Below are 18,508 nucleotides of genomic sequence, written 5' to 3'. Positions count from 1 at the left end.
ATTCAACCAAGCGCTGGCTAAATCAAGAATCTCTGGCAACGCCATTGGCGCTGATTTGCCAGCTTTTCTCCGTACCACCCTCGGATTCGTCCCCTGATGACTGCCTGTCGTCCTGCTCCATCAAAACCGCTTCGGCTCAAAAACATATCACTGCAGTGTAATTTTCTACCGGCGTATATTTGAAAACTCAAGCTTCAAACGGATCAAAACCGACGAACCACAAGCTCGATGAGCACCAGATTCACTTTCAGCAGCAAAGTGTTTCCCGCATTTCCTCCGGCCATAGTGCTTATGTCCTATAGCTTCTTCCCGTTAGCGACTTTATGCGTCTCCGCCCGACTGAGAACGCGACCCAAGGGGGCCTTCCCCATAGGCGCTAACTTAGGGGTAGACTGGTCGAGTCGAGATGTGAGTCCTCGGCCAGATGCGAACGAATGATTCCATCGAATCCGATTGGCAGGCTCTGATATCGAGGCTGTCGCAATCCATTGATCTTGACGCGACGGCGCGGGCGACAGAAGCGCTCGTGCGTCGTCGCAATGTTGCGGACGCAGCAACGCTGCTGCGCCTAGCGTTGGCTTATGGCCCCGGTGGGATGAGCCTGCGCTCGGCTGCCGCCTGGGCCGGGGTGAACGATATTGCGAGCCTTTCGGATGTTGCTCTTTTGAAGCGCTTGCGCGGAGCTGCCGATTGGCTCGGCTGCATCGCAGGCGCCTTGCTCGAAGACGCTTGTGCCAAAAGCACCGTACCGAAGGGGCGTCGGCTGCGCATTGCCGACGGCAGTTCGATCTCGCGTCCCGGCAGTGCCGGCACGGACTGGCGGTTGCATGCCACCTACGAACCTGCGCTTGCGCGCTTCACGCATCTGGAGATCAGCGACGTCCACGGTGGTGAGAGCTTCTCTCGCGTTCCGCTTCGCCAAGGCGACATCGTTGTTGGCGACCGCGCCTACGCCCGTGCCCCATCTCTTGAAAAGGTGGCGTTGGCGGGCGCCGACTTCATCGTGCGCACGGGCTGAACCAGTGTTCGGCTGACCACGCTCGACGGCCAACTGGTGGACTGGAACGCCATCTACGCGCCCATGCAGCCCGGCGAGATTTGCGAGATGGACGTGCTCGTGGAGCATTCGGGCCGCAAAGGCAAGGGCCGAGGCAAGCCGCTCTTGCGGGCAAGGCTCATCGTCAGGCGCAAGGATGCGAAGGCCACCGAAAAGTCAGAGAAAGCGGCAAGGCGGGGTCATCAGCGACGCCGCAACAACCAGACACTGCAGTCGATGACCGTCACTGCGGCAGGCTTCGTCATGCTGCTGACGTCGATCCCGGCCGACGCGATGACGGCCGAGGAGGTTCTGCAAACCTATCGCCTGCGCTGGCAGGTCGAACTCGCCTTCAAGCGGCTCAAGAGCGGAATGGGCATCCACAAGCTTCCCGCACGCGATGAGCGGCTCGCCCGAAGCTGGCTCATGGCCCATCTGATCCTGGCGCTGATGATCGACGAGGCCGTCAACGACGTTCTCGACTCTCCCCCCTGTGAAGACGAAACCGCGCATGGCGCAATCGCTGTCCCTTTGGAGGCTGCATAGTCTTCTGCGTCCTGCGATCCTCAACGCCATACTGAGCGTGTGCTGCGACCGGGAAAAATCGCCGCACGCTTCGCCAAAATCATTCGCCATGTCTGCGATCCGCCAAGACGGCGCAAAAGCCAATCCGCCGCAGCAAGGAGAGCTGTCGTGCCTTAAGTTAGCGCCTATGGGGGCCTTCCCCCTTGCCGTCGCAAAGCGCCCGGTTGCCGACCCGGATGCAGCAAGTCGGTCGCACCCGGAGGGTGCAACCGCGTTGCGCACCCCGTCCGGTAACTGGGCGCTTTTCGCCATCCCCCGTGTCTCTTCGACAGGCAGGAGCAGGCCGAAGGGCCTGCCCCCTTTGCTATTCTGGAGTGCAAAATGAAACCTGTCCGCTACACGGGATTCCTCATCGATCCCCTCAATGCGACCATCGGCCCTGTGTCCATTGTCGACCCTGTCGATGAACATCAGCATCAGCCGAAAACGCAATTGCGCCAGCTTCTTGGCGCGCGGGCGCGCTGCACACCCTCGAAATCGAGCTGAGAGACCGTCGCCATCTGGTCTGGCACAACGCCCAGGATACGGAACCGTATTGGACGGCTATGTTTCAGATCAAACAGTCGCAGTTCCTCGCTAGCCGCGCCGTTGTGTTCGCTGACGACAACAAAGATGAGTTTGACTCTGATGCCTCTCCTTTTGGCATCGAGCCCACAATCTCCATGGCCGAACTCGCAGAGTCGATGACTTGCATTCAACCGATCATCGTTCCCCGTATGCGCGAGGATCAGATGATCGGTCTTGATCTCGCTATCGTCCGCAAGAAACCAACTGTCATTTCCTAAAATAGTACAACATGAACAATTACGCCCCGCTCATTATTTCCTTCCTCCTCACAATTTCCCTGTTAGCGTTAGGAAGTCTAACGCCAACGGGTCTTTTCCTATATGCGGTTATGCGAAACGCCAGCAATGTGTCGTTGACGGCGGGTACAGCCGCCACGCCCACCAATGTGCGCCCCTTACCGGTCCTCTCCGTGCTGCCATCGGCGATACTTCTAGTTCGGTGGAATCAAGTAACCGGAAACTGGACGCGAGCGCAACCGCGGTCTGCCTGTCTGGCGGGGAGGAAAGTGGCGGATTGCGTCATAGGCGAGAACGGTCACCAGGAGCGGGCTCAGGCAAATACAACCAGACGCCGGTTGCTGCTGATCCTATTACCATATCCAGGCCCAAGGTACGCGCCCATCAAGACGCTCCTGTTCGTGATTCATCGTCTTGCACACAAAGAAGCCGCCCGCGATTACGTGGGCGGCTTGATCGATTGGATATTCTGGTTTGCTATTCTGAGCCTCGCCATGGCTGCCCTTGCAGGATTAATCGGCTAGGCCCTCGCCCTCTATCTGAATGGCTACACAAATTGACTCTACCAACCGCCTATCGTGGCAGACCAAGCCCTTCCCGAAACTGCTGTGCCGCCAGGTCATCATTGAGTTGACGATGCCGCTCTTCTTCTTCTCTCCGCCGTTCTTGCGGAGTCCGGCCATCCTTCAAAAAGGCGAAGGGTAATCCTACGAGAAGGGCAAAAGGCGCGATCGTCGCGACGCGGAACCATAGATGTCTATCATAAAGACCTGATGCCCACGCCCACATAGCCTCCGTCCATGCATCCGGCAGGAAGGTGTACGAAAACGTCAGCGCAACCCAATAAGCCACGAAGGCGCCGAGCCACAAGCAGAGCACACTGCTAATCAGGAACCCTACGACCTTCACGCTCATCCAGGCAATCCGGAATGGCAGAATCAGAAGTCTGATCGCCTTCTTTAAGGCGGACATTTCGCTATTCTCCTCCGCTTTTTTCCAGCGCTCAATCCAGGAATATCACAATACGTAGAATTTCCGATACTTGCACTGCACTATCATTTCGTGCAGGTTTCGCCCTGTCAACAGGTGACGATTGCAATCATGGGCTACATTGTTTGGCGGCCTCACCGCCTCTCCTCTCTGGCGCTTGCGAGCAGCCTATTCGTCCCGCCAGCCATGGCGCTGGACGATGCCGTCTCGAAATTCGTCTCCTATTACCAGAACGCCTATGCGCAAGGCCGGGATTTGGTCCCTGGGCCACAGGCAGCGCTTGACACGTCTTCGATCGCAACTCAGCTCACGTTGAAGACGGTCAAACCCGTGAGCGCTCTCACAGGCAATGCGTTTCTCGATTCCAACAGCACGGTTATCAAACTCGCCGGTGTCCAGGGCTGCCTTTCAACTGAAATGGTCCAGTTCATGGGCAATCAGGTGTCATGTGTCACGGTCTCGTTAGCGGGGCTGGCCTCCAGTCTCGACCTGGCGAAAGCCGACGCCGGCGACGCCTTCCCCTGCCACTTCGTCGGACAGAGCCCTGGAAACCCGACCGTCCGCTTTGCTGAGTGTTTTTTCACCCAGGACGACATGGTGCAATCTCTGTCTGAAACCATGATCCGGAAAGGGTTTGCCTTTGCCGCCCGTGATCGCGCTGGCAAGCCGATCTTTCCGGAGTATGCGAAAGCGGAGGATGACGCGCGGCGGTCAAAGGCTGGCATTTGGGGGAACTCCTATTTCACGCACCCTTACGGTGAACGTTATCGAACCAATCCTTCAACGAATTGATGCGGATCCGACTGTTCATGTTGATTACCACGATTGCAGCTTCCGGCCTTTATGCAGGCATGTACGTCATGCCAGAGCTTCTTGCCGAAAAATCTTTGAGAGGGACGCCCTCCCCTCCAGTGGTTCAAGTGCAGGCGTCGCCAAATCAGACACCGCTGGCTCAGACGCAAGACGGGGGCGCTCGGCAATCAAACTTTACTCCGTTTCCAGCTACAGCCCAGTTCGAGACCGGTGACACGTGGATCTCCGACGGACGTCGTTATCGCTTATATGGACTGCAAACCTGCCTCCGCGGAAGCAACATCACCGTCTCCTCTGGTGTCGTCCGGGACTGCGGGGAGCTTAATCTGATCATGGCTCAGGCCCTAATCCGCGATACCAAACCAGTCTGCACCACCGTCAAGGATCTCGACCAGAACAATGCCGTCATCGTCTGCCAGACCACTACTGGCAAGCGGGGTTACGACTTAGCCACCTATATGATTGCCCAAGGATGGGGCTTTGCCGCCGTCGACGGCGCGGGCCAGCTGATCGTTCCAGGCTACAGGGTCGCAGAAGAAAGCGCACGCTCGGCGCGCGTCGGTTTATGGGCCTATTCAGATATGCCGCACCCGGCTTCTGTTCTGATGCAGCAACAGAAAGCGCAACAAGCACAATGATGCGATCAGCTGCCATCACCTTCGCCCTTCTTTCCGGGCTCCCGACGCATTCACTGGCGCAGAGCCGGCCGGCCGACGTACCGCGACAAATCTACGGTAAAGTGCAGGTGATCGACGGCACGACGCTCGACTTCAAGGATCGCGGACAGATTGTCCGCCTTGCCGGCTATGAGGCTCCTCGCCTGGAGCAGACTGCCGTCAGCGACGAGATTGAATGGCCAGCAGGTCAAGTTGCCAAGGCATGGATGATCCTCCGGACCCTCAAAAGGGACGTCAACTGCGCTCCGGTCGGCCGGGACGCCAACAAGAATCTCATCGCTCACTGCTTCGTCGGCGAAACCAATCTGGCAGCCACCGCAATCGCGGAAGGCATCGGCTATGCGTTCAACTACCAGAACGAACCGCATATCCCGGCCTATTTCGACATAGAGAGGAAAGCCCGCGGCCTTGGTTACGGGGTCTGGTCTTCCAAGGATCTCCTTCCGCCATGGCTCTATGTTTCGGCGCGGGATAAAAAGGCACCCGAGCAGGCTCCGGACACGTTCGACCCCGGTCTCCCCTTGCCCCCTCCGGTCACTCCCGACATTCCAGCATCCTCTATAGAATCCCAAGGAGGCTAACATGAACAGTTTGCTCACATACGCACTTGGTACGGGAGCGCTGCTCCTCGCAGCGGCCCCGATCGCAGCAATGTCGCAGTCCGCCACACAAGATGGCCCCACGCAAAAGCAGGTGGAAGAACGCGATCCCAACTATTGCGGTGCCGGCGGCGCCGGTTGCGACCCGCAGGACGTTCAGCAATGGAAGATGATCGGCAACAAGCTTGCCGATCTCTCGTCTGCCGATCTCAGCCAATACGCCTATGCCTGCGTCAAACATACCGATTGGAAGAAGGATTGTGAGAAGGATCCCGCTATCATTCTCAAGCGGCTTGGCATTGAAGGATATTGAGAAGCATCATGCCCAATCCTTACGTTTCCGCAGGTATCGCCGCCGCAGTTGCAGCTCTCGTCGGCTTCGGCGCCGGCTACGAGGTCAACAGCATGACCACGAGCACGAAAATCACGGAGCTCGAGACGAAGGTCACTGAGCTTGAGACAAAAGCGGCCGAAGCAGCGAAGCTGGAAGTTCCTACCGACGAGGAGGCCACGGCGGCACTTCAAAAAACGACCTTCAAAGGGAGCTCAATGCGGATAACCGAATGTCAGAAGCACCCCATAATTCCTGGCGTGATTTGCAACGGCACAGTCTCGGATTCGTCCGGCTGGTCTATGCCTAAGTCGCTTCCATTCGCAAAAATCGATGGCACTTGGGCCTATGCAAACTGATCGTTTTTAATTTCTACAGGAGAGACGAAATGCAATCTTATGGCTTGTTTCCCGCTGCATTGATTGCCACCGGCACGCTATGGGTGGCCGCGCCCGCCCAGGCGCAGGATGCGTCGTGGGGCTGCCAGGTTCTTCTGTGCGCAGCATCACAAAACCCATCCTGGCACGGCGTTTCCTATTGCGTTCCGCCGATGACAAAACTGATCGCGGCCATGGCAAAACCCGGCTTCAGCTGGCCAATTTGCCATGAAGCCAAGGCGGGCACGCCCGGCCGGGAAATTTATGAGCAATGCCCTGAAGGCACAAAGGTCGGCTACAGTGAGCGCGGCCACGACGGCAATCGCAGTGAGCCCGATCGCTGCGTTAAGATGGTCAATGTATGTAGACATCGTTTTACCAACGGGTTCACAGGCAATAGCCGTGATGACCAAATCACCTATCGTAACACTGGCGGCGGCCGTGACGGCGATAGCTGCACCCAGCAAGTTTCATCAGCGCGCCCCCGTCGCGCCGACCCATGGTATTTCGACATCCCAAACGAGCACGGGCAAAAGCAGCGTTTCTGGTTCAATCTCAATTATTGATAAGATGAAGTCGATCTGTAGGCTTGCCCTCGGGCAAACCCGGGCAACGCTCGCTCACGCGTGCTGCGCATAATGACGCTCAGTCGTCTTTTTTTTTGACTTTCGCCCCTTTTCCTCCTGCCGTGTCGGCACTTGGAGATCCTGCTCGCTGACCTCGAACAGATCGTAAATCGAAACCTCGAGTTGACGGGTCATTTTATCGAGCATCGTCAGCTTGACGTCCCGCTTTCCGCGGACGACCTGCGACATGTATCCTTCGGTCAAATCAAGCTTCGCAGCGAGATCCTTGTTCTTCCAACCCCGCTGCGCCTTGATCCGTTCCAGGCCAAACACGAGTCGCTCCTGAAACGTCAATTCCTTCAAATCCTTGATGGTCGTATCTTCGCCTTTGTTTTCGCCGTTGAACCGGGGCATGCGCGTATTGTCACCTTCTTAGCCCGAGAATGATTGGGGTGTGTTCTTGACTCGCCGCCGCTAACCTGACTCCAAAGATTGGGGAATTAAGAGTCCTTGTTCGTGGCACGCCCCTCCGCCCGATGCACGGTATAGCTGATTGAAGTGGTTCAGCTTTTTCCGAATCCCTTACGCTAAGGCGGCTAACCACTTTGTGCAGTTACCTTATTTTAGGTAACCCGAATGCACAAGAATCTTTTACCATTTTGAATGGAACGTGCGGCTACTTGCGCTTGCCCGAATATTCGGCGGCTCGACGCGGAAGCCTGAATGTGATAGCCGAGCAGCGCGTACCAAAGACGCTGCGGTAAGGGCACACAGTATGCGACCGGCGTCGTTGAATCCCATGTGCGTCGCCGGGTCCGCCTGTCGGCCGACATACCTGCTGTTCGCCTTACTCGATACCGTCACGCCGCATCATTTCTTTGCGGAGTTGGAACGCGCGGGATCGCTGGAGTGGCTGGTTGACAAGATGAAGCGGTTGCCGTGGCGCGCACCAACAACACGTGAGCTGGCGCGCCTGGTGTGGCAAAAGGAGAGGGGCGAGAGCCCATGGCCTGCAATGAAGCGATCAAGAGTTGCGATCCTGGAACCAAGCTGCCCGGTCGACCATCCGGACCGCGGCCTTCAATGCCGGCTCGCCTTGGAACCGGCCTTACAGGAATTGGCGGATCGCGCAGCGGGATCCGGCTGGACCGAGGACGAGATAGCCTACGCGCTCCTCGAGCTCGCCGGCGCGCGTCTCAAGAGCAACTCTGCAAATTGCGCGACTGAGAGGGCGATTGACCGCGCGAGGAGCCTTGTCGTTGTCGTTCGCGCCGATCCTCGAAATCATCACGTGCCACCTGCAGGGAACGCAACGGCCTGCTTTTGCGGGAGATGCTGCTGCTGCTCATCCCCCAACAGGCCTGCAGTTTTTCCAGCAGCATTCCGTTTGTTCATCCGGTTGTTCGCGCCCCTGCAAACCCTAACCGGTCAAATCGGCGCTTGGAAGACCACCAGACTCACGTTTGGGTTCAGGCCGTAAGTTTTCGAGCCTGCCTTAGCTTTGTCAAAAGCAACCACCCGGTCGTGCAGCGGACGAAAAGGCACTTGCTTGGCTTTCCGAGCGGGTCACGGCGGCGATCTTGCAGTCCTTGCGAATCCGCGCCAGCGCGTCGTCGAAGGAAGAGGTCTGGTAGAGCGATTTGATCTCGTGGTCGTTGGGAAAGGCGATATCGACCGTGCCCGAGCGCATCAGGTCCAGGAACTCGTCGCGATAGCGGTCGACGCGTCATCGACACCTCGCGACCGGCCGCATGGGCAAGCTTCGCCGTCTGCCGGATCGGCGCGCGGCGGGTCCCACAGATAGCCCCGAAATAGGTGACCTCGGCGCTTGTCGGCCTCGACATCCTCCGGCCTGAGCTCGACGTAGGCGCTACCGAGCCGGTGCTTCTCGGCCAAGTTCCACACATACGGATAGTCGACCATGAAATCGGATCGAGGCGAGGCCTTGGACGGTTGAGCCTTGGTCAGGATGCCGCCGCCCACGAGCCGATCGGCCCTCTCGATAATTTGGCGCACCCTCGTTGTCGACAAGCCATGTTCCTGCGCCAGGTCGGCGAAGCGTGGCATGACCGTGTCACAGCGGAATGTCTGGCCCGCCACTTCTACGACTGGTGCAAGAGACTGCTACCGGAAACCTCCGCTGTGCGGGTGAGCGAGACACCGAAAACCTGGGCGGAATACCGGCCATGACTTGCGCGTTGGAACCCGGAATCCGCGTGAGCGAGATTTTTGGGCCGACCATTCAGGGCGAAGGCATGCTGATCGGCTTGCCGACGGTATTCGTAAGAACGGGCGGGTGCGACTATCGCTGTACCTGGTGCGACAGCCTGCATGCGGTGGACAGTCGCTTCCGCCATGATTGGGAAATGATGTCTGCCGACGCGGTCTGGCGAGAGGTCATTGCGCTTTCCGGCGGTCAGCCAGTGATGGTGTCGCTGTCGGGCGGCAATCCGGCCATCCAGCCGCTTGGCCAGCTGATCGACCGCGGGCATGGTGAGGGCTACCGCTTTGCATTGGAAACCCAAGGCTCGGTGTCCAGGCAATGGTTCGCGGATCTCGACGTGCTGGTGCTCAGCCCCAAGCCCCCCTCGAGTGAAATGACGACGGATTGGGCCGCATTCGACGCCTGCGTCGAGGCGGCGCAGGACAAGCCGCAAATGGCGCTCAAGCTCGTCGTTTTCGACGATGAAGACTATGCCTATGCCAAAGACGCCGCGGCGCGCTATCCGCAATTGCCCGTCTATCTCCAGCCCGGCAATCACACGCCGCCGCGTCCCGGTAACGAAGACGATTTCATCGACATAGCCGGTATGATGAAGCGCATGGAATGGCTGGTCGAAAAGGTGACCCGTGACAGGTGGTTCGAGGCGCTTGTACTGCCGCAGCTTCATGTTCTGCTGTGGGGAAACAAACGGGGCGTCTAGCTCACGCGGAAGGATTGCCGATGACGAGCAAGACAGACATCTAACGCAATCTTACCCAATTGGGCGACAGCAACGCCGTTTCGGCTAGCTCCGAAAATGCCGTGCTGAAAAAGCTTTGGTATCCGCGTGATGGCTCGCCTATCGTGGGCGCTTCGCCGCTCCTCCAGGCGTGACTTGCTCTGATACGTGCGCGAGCACTCCGCCCGGTTTTGATTAGCCGCCGGTCGTCACCGCCGGCCAAATGCGCTTGACAAAATAGCGCCGGCCCGTTCAACCTGAGGCATTCACCAGGGGAGTCCCGGCAAGGGGCTGAGATACTGCTGGCTTTCGCGGCGCAGTGACCCGTTGAACCTGATCCAGTTCATACTGGCGTAGGGACGGTGCAAGCGCTTTGCGGGAGTTCACGCCCGAGGTCCTGTTTCGGCAGGTCGACAGAAGCGTCTTTTCATCCTTCCGGCACAGAACTGGGTCTCCAATGCATGAGCAAAGGAGCCTCACGATGAATGCCCTCACCCCCGCCGTGTCGACGGGACCGCTGCCCGCCTCGCGGAAGATCCACAAGCCCGGCACCATCCACTCGCAGATCAAAGTGCCGATGCGCGAAATCTCCGTCCATCCGACAGCCGGCGAGCCGCCCGTTACCGTCTACGATCCGTCGGGCCCCTATACCGATCCGGCTGTCGAAACCAGCATCGAAAAGGGCCTCGCCCGGCTTCGCCACGAATGGATCTTGGCGCGCGGCGATGTCGAGGACTGTGACGGCCGCCATGTCCGGCCGGAGGACAACGGATTCGCGACGGGCGAACGCCTGACGCCGGAATTTCCCATCCGCCACCGACCGCTCAAAGCCAAAGCAGGCAAGGCGGTGACGCAGCTTGCCTATGCGCGCGCCGGCATCATCACGCCCGAGATGGAGTTCGTCGCCATCCGCGAGAACCTCGGCCGCGAGATCCTGCGCGGCACGCTGCAACGCGACGGCGAAAGCTTTGGCGCAGCCATCCCCGATTTCGTCACGCCCGAATTCGTCCGCCACGAGGTGGCGCGCGGACGCGCGATCATTCCCGCCAACATCAATCATCCCGAGAGCGAACCGATGATCATCGGCCGCAATTTCCTGGTCAAGATCAACGCCAATATCGGTAACTCCGCCGTCAGATCGTCGATGGCTGAAGAGGTCGAAAAAATGGTGTGGGCGATCCGCTGGGGCGCCGACACGGTGATGGACCTGTCGACCGGCCGCAACATCCACAACATCCGCGAATGGATCCTGCGCAACTCGCCGGTGCCGATCGGCACGGTGCCGCTCTACCAGGCGCTCGAAAAGGTTGGTGGCATCGCCGAGGACCTGACCTGGGAGGTCTACCGCGACACGTTGATCGAGCAGGCCGAGCAAGGCGTTGACTATTTCACCATCCACGCCGGCGTGCGGCTGCATTACATCCCGCTGACCGTTGACCGGGTCACGGGTATCGTCTCGCGCGGTGGCTCGATCATGGCAAAATGGTGCCTGCACCATCACCGGGAAAGCTTCCTCTACGAGCACTTTGCGGAGATCTGCGACATCTGCCGCGCTTATGACGTCTCCTTCTCGCTCGGCGACGGCCTTCGTCCCGGCTCGATCGCCGATGCCAACGACGCGGCGCAATTCGCCGAGCTGGAAACGCTCGGCGAGCTGACGCAGATCGCCTGGGCGAAAGATTGCCAGGTGATGATCGAGGGGCCCGGCCACGTGCCGATGCACAAGATCAAGGCGAACATGGACAAGCAGCTCGCCGTCTGTGGCGAGGCGCCGTTCTATACGCTTGGACCGCTGACGACCGACATCGCGCCGGGCTACGACCACATCACTTCCGGCATCGGCGCGGCGATGATCGGCTGGTTCGGAACGGCCATGCTCTGCTACGTCACGCCCAAGGAGCATCTCGGCCTTCCCGACCGCGATGACGTCAAGACCGGCGTGATCACCTACAAGATCGCAGCGCACGCGGCCGACCTGGCGAAGGGCCACCCGGCGGCGAAAGTCAGGGATGACGCCCTTTCCCGCGCGCGCTTCGAGTTCCGCTGGGAGGACCAGTTCAACCTGTCGCTCGACCCCGAAACCGCACGGTCCTTCCACGACCAGACCTTGCCCAAGGAGGCGCACAAGCTGGCACATTTCTGCTCGATGTGCGGACCGAAATTCTGCTCGATGCGTATCTCTCACGACATCCGCGCCGAGGCACAGAAAGAGGGCATGGCGGCGATGGCGGCGAAATACCGCGAGGGCGGCGATCTCTATCTGCCGGCGGACGAGACCGGCGCACCGCTCATACCTCAGCCACGTGAGCGATCATGAGGGTCCTGGTCAAGGGGGCCGGTGTCGCCGGCCTCACCGCAGCTTTCGAGCTCGCCACACGTGGCGCGACGGTGACCGTTGCCGAGATAACACATACCCTTGGCGGCAATGCGTCGTGGTTCGCCGGCGGCATGCTGGCGCCATGGTGCGAGCGTGAAAGCGCCGAGCAGCCGGTGCTGGATCTCGGACGCGATGCCGCCGACTGGTGGGATGCGGTACTGCCGGGTCACGTGACACGGGCCGGAACACTTGTCGTGGCCGCGCCGCGTGATGCGGGCGAGCTCGACCGGTTCGCCAGCCGCACCTCGGGTCATCGGCGTGTCAATGAAGATGAAATCGTGTTGCTCGAGCCCGACCTCGCCGGCCGCTTCCGCCGCGGACTGCTCTTCCCCGACGAAGCCCATCTCGACCCGCGTCAGGCGATGGCGGCACTTCATGACAGGCTGGCGGCGATGGGCGTCGAATTCCACTTCTGCGCTGACGTCCGGCGTGCTTCCGGGTTCGATCGTCAGATCGACTGCACGGGAATGGCAGCAGCCAATGACAGGCTGCGCGGCGTTCGCGGCGAGATGCTGATCCTGCGCACACCTGATATCTCACTGTCGCGCCCGGTCAGGCTGCTGCATCCGCGCTTTCCGCTTTATGCGGTGCCACGCACCGACCACCGTTTCATGATTGGCGCGACGATGATTGAGAGCCGGTCCACGGGACCGGTGACGGCTCGTTCGATGATGGAGCTGCTGGGTGCCGCCTATGCCCTCCATCCGGCCTTTGGCGAGGCCGAGATCGTTGAAACCGGTGTCGGCGTCCGTCCGGCCTTTCCCGACAACCTGCCGCGCGTCGAAACGAACGGTGGAATCATCGCGATCAACGGGCTCTATCGTCACGGTTTTCTCCTGGCTCCCGCCATGGCGCGCCAGGCTGCCGACCTGGTTTTCAGTCAAGACAGAACCAAGGAGCTTGCTCATGAAACTGATGGTCAACGGCGAAGCGCATGAGGTTGCCGCCACCACGCTGGCCGGGCTGCTTGCCGCGCTTGACTATGAGGGTGATTGGCTCGCGACCGCCGTCAACAACGACCTCGTGCACAAAGCCAACCGGGCGGAATTCCAGCTAAGCGATGGCGACCGGGTCGAAATCCTCTCGCCCATGCAGGGAGGCTAGATCATGTTGGAGCTTTATGGAACCGAGCTTCCGTCGCGCCTGCTCCTTGGCACGGCTCAATATCCTTCGCCGGCCATCCTTGCCTATGCAGTCAGGGCTTCGGGCACGGCGGTGGTGACCGTCTCGTTGCGCCGTGAGATGGCAGGCGGCAGGGCCGGCGAAAAATTCTGGTCGCTGATCCGCTCGCTGGGCACAAGGATCCTTCCCAACACTGCCGGCTGCCACTCCGTCAAGGAAGCGGTCACCACCGCGAAGATGGCGCGCGAGGTCTTCGGTACGAGCTGGATCAAGCTCGAAGTGATCGGCAACCACCATACGCTGCAGCCGGATGTGTTCGGCCTGGTAGAAGCCGCCCGCATCCTGTGCGAGGACGGTTTTGCTGTATTCCCCTATACCACCGACGACCTTGTCGTCGCCGAGCGGCTGCTTGCGGCGGGCTGCAAGGTCTTGATGCCGTGGTGCGCGCCGATCGGTTCCGCCCTCGGACCGGTCAACATAACGGCGCTGCGCTCGATGCGCGGACATTTCCCTGGGGTCTCGCTGATTGTGGATGCAGGGCTCGGGCGACCGTCGCACGCGGCGACTGTCATGGAACTCGGCTTTGACGCCGTGCTCCTGAACACGGCGGTCGCCAGGGCGGCCGATCCGATCGGCATGGCGCGAGCATTCGGCAAGGCGGTCGAGGCCGGTCGCGAAGCTTTCAGCTCGGGAATGCTCGAACCGCGCGAGGTCGCCGTGCCGTCGACGCCGACAATTGGCAGGGCAGTTTTTTCATGAAGCTCGATCCGTTCTACCTGATCGTCGACAGCGCCGCCTGGATCGAACGGCTGGTGCCGCTTGGCGTCAAGCTGGTTCAGTTGCGCATCAAGGATAGGGACGAGGCCACGCTACGGACGGAAATCCGCCGCGCGAACGGCGTCTGCGCGGTCCATGGTTGCCAACTGATCGTCAACGACTATTGGCGGCTCGCCATTGAGGAAGGCTGCGACTTCGTCCATCTCGGCCAAGAGGATTTGGCTGCGGCCGACCTGCTGGCGATTAAGTACGCCGGATTGAAGCTCGGGCTTTCCACGCACGATCATCTAGAACTGGAAACGGCCATCGCTGCCGAGCCCGACTATATCGCGCTCGGCCCCATCCATCCCACGGTCCTGAAGCAGATGAAATGGGCGCCGCAAGGGCTCAAGCGGATCAGCGAGTGGAAGCATCGGGTGGTACCCATTCCCCTAGTCGCCATAGGCGGCCTCACCCCTGACCGGCTCGACGGTGTCTTCAAGGCTGGTGCGGACAGCGCGGCAGTGGTCACCGACATCACGTTGAATGCCGATCCCGAAGCGCGCACGCGAGAATGGATCGAAAAGACAAAGCCATGGCGCTGAGGCGAGAACCGCATGTGCTCGTGGTCGGCGGATCAGACTCCAGCGGTGGGGCTGGAATTGCACGCGATATCGAGACGATCTCTTCCATTGGCGTGCGCACCTGCCTTACCGTCACCGCGCTAACGGTGCAGACGCACGAAGCCGTGATGGAAATCCATCCTTCGCAGCCCGATCTTGTGGCCAATCAGATGCGCGCTGCGCTGCAGGCCAACAAGGTGGCGGCAATCAAGATCGGCATGCTGGCAACGGCTGAGGTCGTCGTTGCCGTCGCGGCTGTGCTACGCGAAAATCCACAGGTGCCGGCAGTACTCGACCCGGTGCTGGCCTCGACGTCAGGCCGGGCGCTGCTGGACGCAAGGGCCATCGCCGCCATGAAACGCGACCTGATGCCCCTTTGCCGCCTCGTCACACCCAATCTCATCGAGCTGGCGCTTCTTGTTGGCTTAGAGCCAGCGGTGGATGAAGACGGCGCAGTGTGGCAAGGCCAGAAATTGCTGGTGGCCGGGATGCAGGCCCTGCTGCTCAAGGGCGGCCACGCGGCGGGACCCCGATCGACCGATATTCTGTTGCGCTTGGATCAAGGACCAATCCGCTTTGACATGCCGCGCCTTGCCGTATCGATGCGCGGGACGGGCTGCATGCTGGCCAGCGCGATTGCAGCGCATCTGGCGAAGGCGAGATCACTTGAAGACAGCGTGCGTGAAGGCAAGCTGTTTGCTTTCAAGAGGCTCCAAAAGAATGCAGCCGGACGAAATTGACTTTGCCTCGGTCAATCCAATCGTGGCCCCACAATCACGATATCCACGCTATGTCCGCGCAGCGCAAGATGTCCGCCATCCTTCTGCAAAACCTCGAGAATGGCGATATCGATCCTGTCCAGCGGCATTTTTCGTGACTCGTGCGAAAATCCTGCGATTTCTCGCAACGATTATCGAAACGCGCGATCCCGCGCAAGCGCATTCGCAAACACCTGCGCAACGATTCCTGGTTCACTACACTAGACAGGGAGTGAGCCCAAAAGGGCGGATCAGGAGAAGAAAAATGCGCGTCGGCTGCCCCAAGGAAATCAAGAACCATGAATACCGCGTCGGCCTGACACCGGGTTCCGTCCGTGAATATGTCGCGCATGGCCATGAAGTGCTGATCGAGACCGGAGCCGGAGCCGGCATCGGCGCCGATGACAACGCCTATCGCGCCGCTGGTGCCAGGATTGCCAAGACGGCTGCCGACGTGTTTGCCAAGTCGGACATGATCGTCAAGGTCAAGGAGCCGCAGCCCACCGAATGGGCGCAGCTTCGCGAAGGCCAGATCCTGTACACCTATCTTCATCTTGCTCCGGATCCGGAGCAGACCAAGGGCCTGCTCGCTTCCGGCGTGACGGCGATCGCCTACGAGACCGTGACCGACGATCGTGGCGGCCTGCCGCTGCTGGCGCCCATGTCTGAAGTCGCCGGACGCCTGTCGATCCAGGCCGGCGCCACGGCGCTTCAGAAGGCCAACGGCGGCCGCGGCGTGCTGCTCGGCGGCGTGCCCGGCGTGCTGCCCGGCAAGGTTGCCGTGCTCGGCGGCGGCGTCGTGGGCTGCACGCTGCCAGGATGGCGGCGGGGCTTGGCGCCGATGTCACCATCATCGACCGCTCGATCCCGCGCCTGCGTCAGCTTGACGACCTCTTCGCCGGCCGCGTCCACACCCGTTACTCGACCGTCGAAGCGCTCGAAGAAGAATGCTTTTCAGCCGATATCGTCGTCGGGGCGGTGCTGATTCCGGGTGCCGCGGCGCCAAAACTGGTTTCGCGCGAAATGCTGTCAGGCATGAAGAAGGGTTCAGTGCTGGTCGACGTCGCCATCGATCAGGGCGGCTGCTTCGAGACCTCGCATGCGACCACCCATGCCGAGCCGACCTACGAGGTCGACGGGGTTATCCATTATTGCGTCGCCAACATGCCCGGCGCGGTGCCTGTCACCTCGGCCCACGCGCTCAACAACGCGACGCTCCACTACGGTCTGCAGCTCGCCGACAAGGGCCTGAAGGCGCTGGTCGACGACCACCATCTGCGCAACGGCCTCAATGTCCACAAGGGCAAGATCACCAACCGTGCGGTCGCCGAGGCGCTCGGCTATGAGTTGGTCGAGCCGAAAGCCGTTCTCGCGGCCTGATTCCAGTTACAACCGTTTCCTCCCGTCTCGCCCGCCGGTTCGTTCCGGCGGGCTTTTTCGGTCAGACCTGTCTCCTCTCCCGTTTCCACCAACGTCCGCGGTGAAGCTTCATGCGCGAGACGCCGGTCGCCGATGAAGCTGATCGCGTTCTCACCAGACCGGCCTGACGAACTCCCTCCAGCCCCCTCCCCGAGGCACAAGCTTTGGCGTCTCTGGCTGGTCAGTGCAATCGATCCCCTATCCGATCGTTACTGACGAACAGGAGAACCTGCCCCACCGACGGGTCAGATTCTGCCGCATTATTTGTGTCCTAGTCGTACAGGCGCCGACCGCCTAATGATCACAGTTGAACTGTCACTGTGATACCACCATGCGGGGTCCTATGTGGCAATGCGTTCACGGCCGATCTGCGAGCTCGGGTCGGTCGGCGCGCCGGTGCCAGCTTTGTCGTCAACAGCCCCCCAGGCATCGGCTCGATACGGTCCAGGCATGAAGCTTCTGGATGAGCTTTGGTGGGGATGTTCCTCGCCGAGGTGCTGCTTCGCAGTCCGAAGCTTTGTGAACGACGTGTGCCCAAAATGAGCATTGCAGGCGAACAGCTTTTCCTTCCGGCGGCAAAGAACAGCATCCGGTACTTTATAGTCTACGAAATTGATAGACATAATCAGATGAGCTTGGGCCTTATCAATTGGAGAGAGAGACGATGATGTTGGCTGTGAAGTTTTCGAGAAGGAAGTTTGGTGCATTGGTCGCCGCTTTGGCGGTAACCTTGGTCGCTTCTTCCTCCGCTTTCAGGGCCGAGGCGGGCAGTCCGGACACGGGTAAACTGCCGACCAAAATCCCGGAGGGCACTGTGCTTCGTATCGGCGATCCGGAGACGCAAAGAGCCCTGGAACTCTCGGGTCTGATTGACCAGCTACCCTTCAAGGTTGAATGGGCCAACATCAGCGGCGGTCCGCAGACAATCGAAGCTTTTCGCGCCGATGCATTGGACGTCGGATCGGTCGCCGACATTCCGCCCATCCACGCGACCTGGACTGGGCTCAAGGTCAAGATCATTGCTGCGAAGTTCCGCAGGGATCCGGTTTCACACCCGATTTATCAACTCGGCATTGCGCCGGGCGTCGAGGTCAAGACGCTCGCGGATTTGCGCGGCAAACGGATCGCCTTCAGCCCTGGTCAGGCGCAAGGCGCGCTGGTGCTGAGGGTCCTGCAGGCCGCCGGCCTGAACAAGGAGGATGTAAATCTCATCGAACTGCCCAGCAAAGGCGATGCCTATCCGGTGGCACTTGCCAGCAAGCAAGTCGATGTCGCACCGATCTGGGGCGTCCTCGTCAAGCGCTATCTGCGCCAGTATGGGGCGGACGGCGCCACCACCATACCGCATGGCTTGCGCGATGATCCAGACCATCTTTACGCCCCGCAGGCCGTGCTCGACGATCCGGCCAAGGCTGCCGCTCTCGGCGAATATGTGCGCTACTGGGCACTTGCGGCCCGATGGGTAGAGCAGCACCCGAAAGAGTGGATCGAGGGCTATTACGTCGCCACCCAGGGCCTCAACCACGAAGATGGCCAGTATCTCGTCGAAGCCGACGGACGGTTCGACATTCCATCCGACTGGAACGATGTGATCGTGCGCCAGCAAGCGACGATCGATCTCCTGGCCAAAGAGCTGAACAAGCCTCGTATCCAGGCCGAGGATCTTTTCGACAGGCGCTTCGAGACGATCGCCGCAAATGCGCTGAACGCGTCCTGACGACCTGCTTCCCAGCA

At 60.2% G+C, this 18,508-nt stretch carries 21 protein-coding genes, 3 pseudogenes and 1 riboswitch; of the genes and pseudogenes, 20 read left to right on the top strand and 4 right to left on the bottom strand.

Annotated elements, in window-relative coordinates; translation table 11 throughout:
- Positions 1 to 526: 526 nt before the first annotated feature.
- The 4 genes from NKJ01_RS02850 (at position 527) to NKJ01_RS02835 (ending at position 2,406) form a co-directional block, all read left to right on the top strand.
- Positions 527 to 1,018 carry a hypothetical protein gene (locus NKJ01_RS02850; protein ID WP_352725881.1) on the top strand — a complete coding sequence of 164 codons (492 nt, stop codon included), beginning with the start codon at positions 527 to 529 and terminating at the stop codon, positions 1,016 to 1,018.
- 36 nt (positions 1,019 to 1,054) lie between these two features.
- On the top strand, positions 1,055 to 1,582 hold the full coding sequence (locus NKJ01_RS02845; RefSeq protein ID WP_352725879.1) for a transposase: 528 nt from the start codon (positions 1,055 to 1,057) through the stop codon (positions 1,580 to 1,582).
- Positions 1,583 to 1,942: 360 nt separating this feature from the next.
- The gene (locus NKJ01_RS02840; RefSeq protein WP_352725877.1) at positions 1,943 to 2,107 is read left to right on the top strand and encodes a hypothetical protein; all 165 of its coding nucleotides are present in this window, start codon (positions 1,943 to 1,945) and stop codon (positions 2,105 to 2,107) included.
- A 59-nt stretch (positions 2,108 to 2,166) separates the two neighbouring features.
- Positions 2,167 to 2,406 carry an anaphase-promoting complex subunit 10 family protein gene (locus tag NKJ01_RS02835; RefSeq protein WP_352725875.1) on the top strand — a complete coding sequence of 80 codons (240 nt, stop codon included), beginning with the start codon at positions 2,167 to 2,169 and terminating at the stop codon, positions 2,404 to 2,406.
- Positions 2,407 to 2,997: 591 nt separating this feature from the next.
- Here NKJ01_RS02835 and NKJ01_RS02830 read toward each other — a convergent pair.
- Positions 2,998 to 3,396 carry a hypothetical protein gene (locus tag NKJ01_RS02830; RefSeq protein WP_352725873.1) on the bottom strand — a complete coding sequence of 133 codons (399 nt, stop codon included), beginning with the start codon at positions 3,394 to 3,396 and terminating at the stop codon, positions 2,998 to 3,000.
- Between the two features lie 129 nt (positions 3,397 to 3,525).
- On the opposite strand from NKJ01_RS02830, the gene NKJ01_RS02825 reads away from it, so the two are divergent.
- From NKJ01_RS02825 to NKJ01_RS02800, 6 genes are read left to right on the top strand one after another with little or no spacing between them, the layout of a single operon-like run.
- A complete protein-coding gene (locus NKJ01_RS02825) occupies positions 3,526 to 4,206 on the top strand; it encodes a thermonuclease family protein (protein ID WP_352725871.1) in 681 nt (226 codons plus the stop codon).
- A gap of 17 nt (positions 4,207 to 4,223) precedes the next feature.
- Positions 4,224 to 4,865, top strand: coding sequence for a thermonuclease family protein (locus NKJ01_RS02820; RefSeq protein WP_352725869.1), 642 nt, complete (start codon positions 4,224 to 4,226; stop codon positions 4,863 to 4,865).
- The gene (locus NKJ01_RS02815; protein ID WP_352725867.1) at positions 4,865 to 5,485 is read left to right on the top strand and encodes a thermonuclease family protein; all 621 of its coding nucleotides are present in this window, start codon (positions 4,865 to 4,867) and stop codon (positions 5,483 to 5,485) included. Before NKJ01_RS02820 ends, NKJ01_RS02815 begins: the two co-directional genes overlap by 1 nt.
- 1 nt (position 5,486) lies before the next feature.
- Complete coding sequence (locus NKJ01_RS02810) at positions 5,487 to 5,816, top strand: hypothetical protein (RefSeq protein WP_352725865.1); 330 nt, start codon at positions 5,487 to 5,489, stop codon at positions 5,814 to 5,816.
- 8 nt (positions 5,817 to 5,824) lie between these two features.
- A complete protein-coding gene (locus NKJ01_RS02805) occupies positions 5,825 to 6,193 on the top strand; it encodes a hypothetical protein (protein WP_352725863.1) in 369 nt (122 codons plus the stop codon).
- Between the two features lie 29 nt (positions 6,194 to 6,222).
- Positions 6,223 to 6,777, top strand: coding sequence for a hypothetical protein (locus NKJ01_RS02800; protein ID WP_352725861.1), 555 nt, complete (start codon positions 6,223 to 6,225; stop codon positions 6,775 to 6,777).
- Between the two features lie 54 nt (positions 6,778 to 6,831).
- Here NKJ01_RS02800 and NKJ01_RS02795 read toward each other — a convergent pair whose 3' ends face one another.
- Together NKJ01_RS02795 and NKJ01_RS02790 are read right to left on the bottom strand one after the other, a co-directional pair.
- Entirely contained in the window at positions 6,832 to 7,191 is a 360-nt protein-coding gene (locus NKJ01_RS02795) for a helix-turn-helix domain-containing protein (RefSeq protein WP_352725859.1), read from the bottom strand.
- A gap of 1,141 nt (positions 7,192 to 8,332) precedes the next feature.
- Positions 8,333 to 8,646: pseudogene (locus NKJ01_RS02790) on the bottom strand (adenosine kinase); the annotation flags it as partial.
- 195 nt (positions 8,647 to 8,841) lie between these two features.
- On the opposite strand from NKJ01_RS02790, the pseudogene NKJ01_RS02785 reads away from it, so the two are divergent.
- From NKJ01_RS02785 to ald, 9 genes and pseudogenes are all read left to right on the top strand, one after another.
- A pseudogene (locus NKJ01_RS02785) lies at positions 8,842 to 8,967 on the top strand (6-pyruvoyl trahydropterin synthase family protein); the annotation flags it as partial.
- Positions 8,964 to 9,701 carry a 7-carboxy-7-deazaguanine synthase QueE gene (gene queE, locus NKJ01_RS02780; protein ID WP_352725857.1) on the top strand — a complete coding sequence of 246 codons (738 nt, stop codon included), beginning with the start codon at positions 8,964 to 8,966 and terminating at the stop codon, positions 9,699 to 9,701. The pseudogene NKJ01_RS02785 and the gene queE, both read left to right, overlap by 4 nt.
- 279 nt (positions 9,702 to 9,980) lie before the next feature.
- Positions 9,981 to 10,097, top strand: a riboswitch (TPP riboswitch).
- A 103-nt stretch (positions 10,098 to 10,200) separates the two neighbouring features.
- The gene (gene thiC / locus NKJ01_RS02775) at positions 10,201 to 12,036 is read left to right on the top strand and encodes a phosphomethylpyrimidine synthase ThiC (protein ID WP_352725855.1); all 1,836 of its coding nucleotides are present in this window, start codon (positions 10,201 to 10,203) and stop codon (positions 12,034 to 12,036) included.
- Complete coding sequence (thiO, locus tag NKJ01_RS02770) at positions 12,033 to 13,034, top strand: glycine oxidase ThiO (protein WP_352725853.1); 1,002 nt, start codon at positions 12,033 to 12,035, stop codon at positions 13,032 to 13,034. Before thiC ends, thiO begins: the two co-directional genes overlap by 4 nt.
- Entirely contained in the window at positions 13,003 to 13,200 is a 198-nt protein-coding gene (gene thiS / locus NKJ01_RS02765; RefSeq protein WP_352725851.1) for a sulfur carrier protein ThiS, read from the top strand. The genes thiO and thiS overlap by 32 nt, the downstream gene beginning before the upstream one ends.
- Positions 13,201 to 13,203: 3 nt before the next feature.
- Positions 13,204 to 13,977 (top strand): thiazole synthase, encoded by a 774-nt coding sequence (locus NKJ01_RS02760; RefSeq protein WP_352725849.1) that lies wholly within the window; start codon positions 13,204 to 13,206, stop codon positions 13,975 to 13,977.
- The gene (locus NKJ01_RS02755) at positions 13,974 to 14,579 is read left to right on the top strand and encodes a thiamine phosphate synthase (protein WP_352725847.1); all 606 of its coding nucleotides are present in this window, start codon (positions 13,974 to 13,976) and stop codon (positions 14,577 to 14,579) included. The genes NKJ01_RS02760 and NKJ01_RS02755 overlap by 4 nt, the downstream gene beginning before the upstream one ends.
- Positions 14,570 to 15,337 carry a hydroxymethylpyrimidine/phosphomethylpyrimidine kinase gene (locus NKJ01_RS02750; RefSeq protein ID WP_352726035.1) on the top strand — a complete coding sequence of 256 codons (768 nt, stop codon included), beginning with the start codon at positions 14,570 to 14,572 and terminating at the stop codon, positions 15,335 to 15,337. Before NKJ01_RS02755 ends, NKJ01_RS02750 begins: the two co-directional genes overlap by 10 nt.
- Positions 15,338 to 15,620: 283 nt before the next feature.
- Positions 15,621 to 16,735 (top strand): annotated as a pseudogene (gene ald, locus NKJ01_RS02745) (alanine dehydrogenase).
- Between the two features lie 684 nt (positions 16,736 to 17,419).
- Here ald and NKJ01_RS02740 read toward each other — a convergent pair.
- Positions 17,420 to 17,554: a hypothetical protein gene (locus tag NKJ01_RS02740; RefSeq protein ID WP_352726050.1), complete on the bottom strand. Its 135-nt coding sequence runs from the start codon at positions 17,552 to 17,554 to the stop codon at positions 17,420 to 17,422.
- Between NKJ01_RS02740 and NKJ01_RS02735 the strand changes: the two genes are divergently transcribed.
- The gene (locus NKJ01_RS02735; RefSeq protein ID WP_352726033.1) at positions 17,493 to 18,491 is read left to right on the top strand and encodes an ABC transporter substrate-binding protein; all 999 of its coding nucleotides are present in this window, start codon (positions 17,493 to 17,495) and stop codon (positions 18,489 to 18,491) included. The two genes, NKJ01_RS02740 and NKJ01_RS02735, sit on opposite strands and share 62 nt — an antisense overlap.
- Positions 18,492 to 18,508: the final 17 nt, after the last annotated feature.

Source organism: Mesorhizobium sp. M0276 (genome assembly GCF_040321755.1).
Lineage (GTDB): Bacteria > Pseudomonadota > Alphaproteobacteria > Rhizobiales > Rhizobiaceae > Mesorhizobium.
This window is presented reverse-complemented; position numbering and strand designations above follow the sequence as displayed.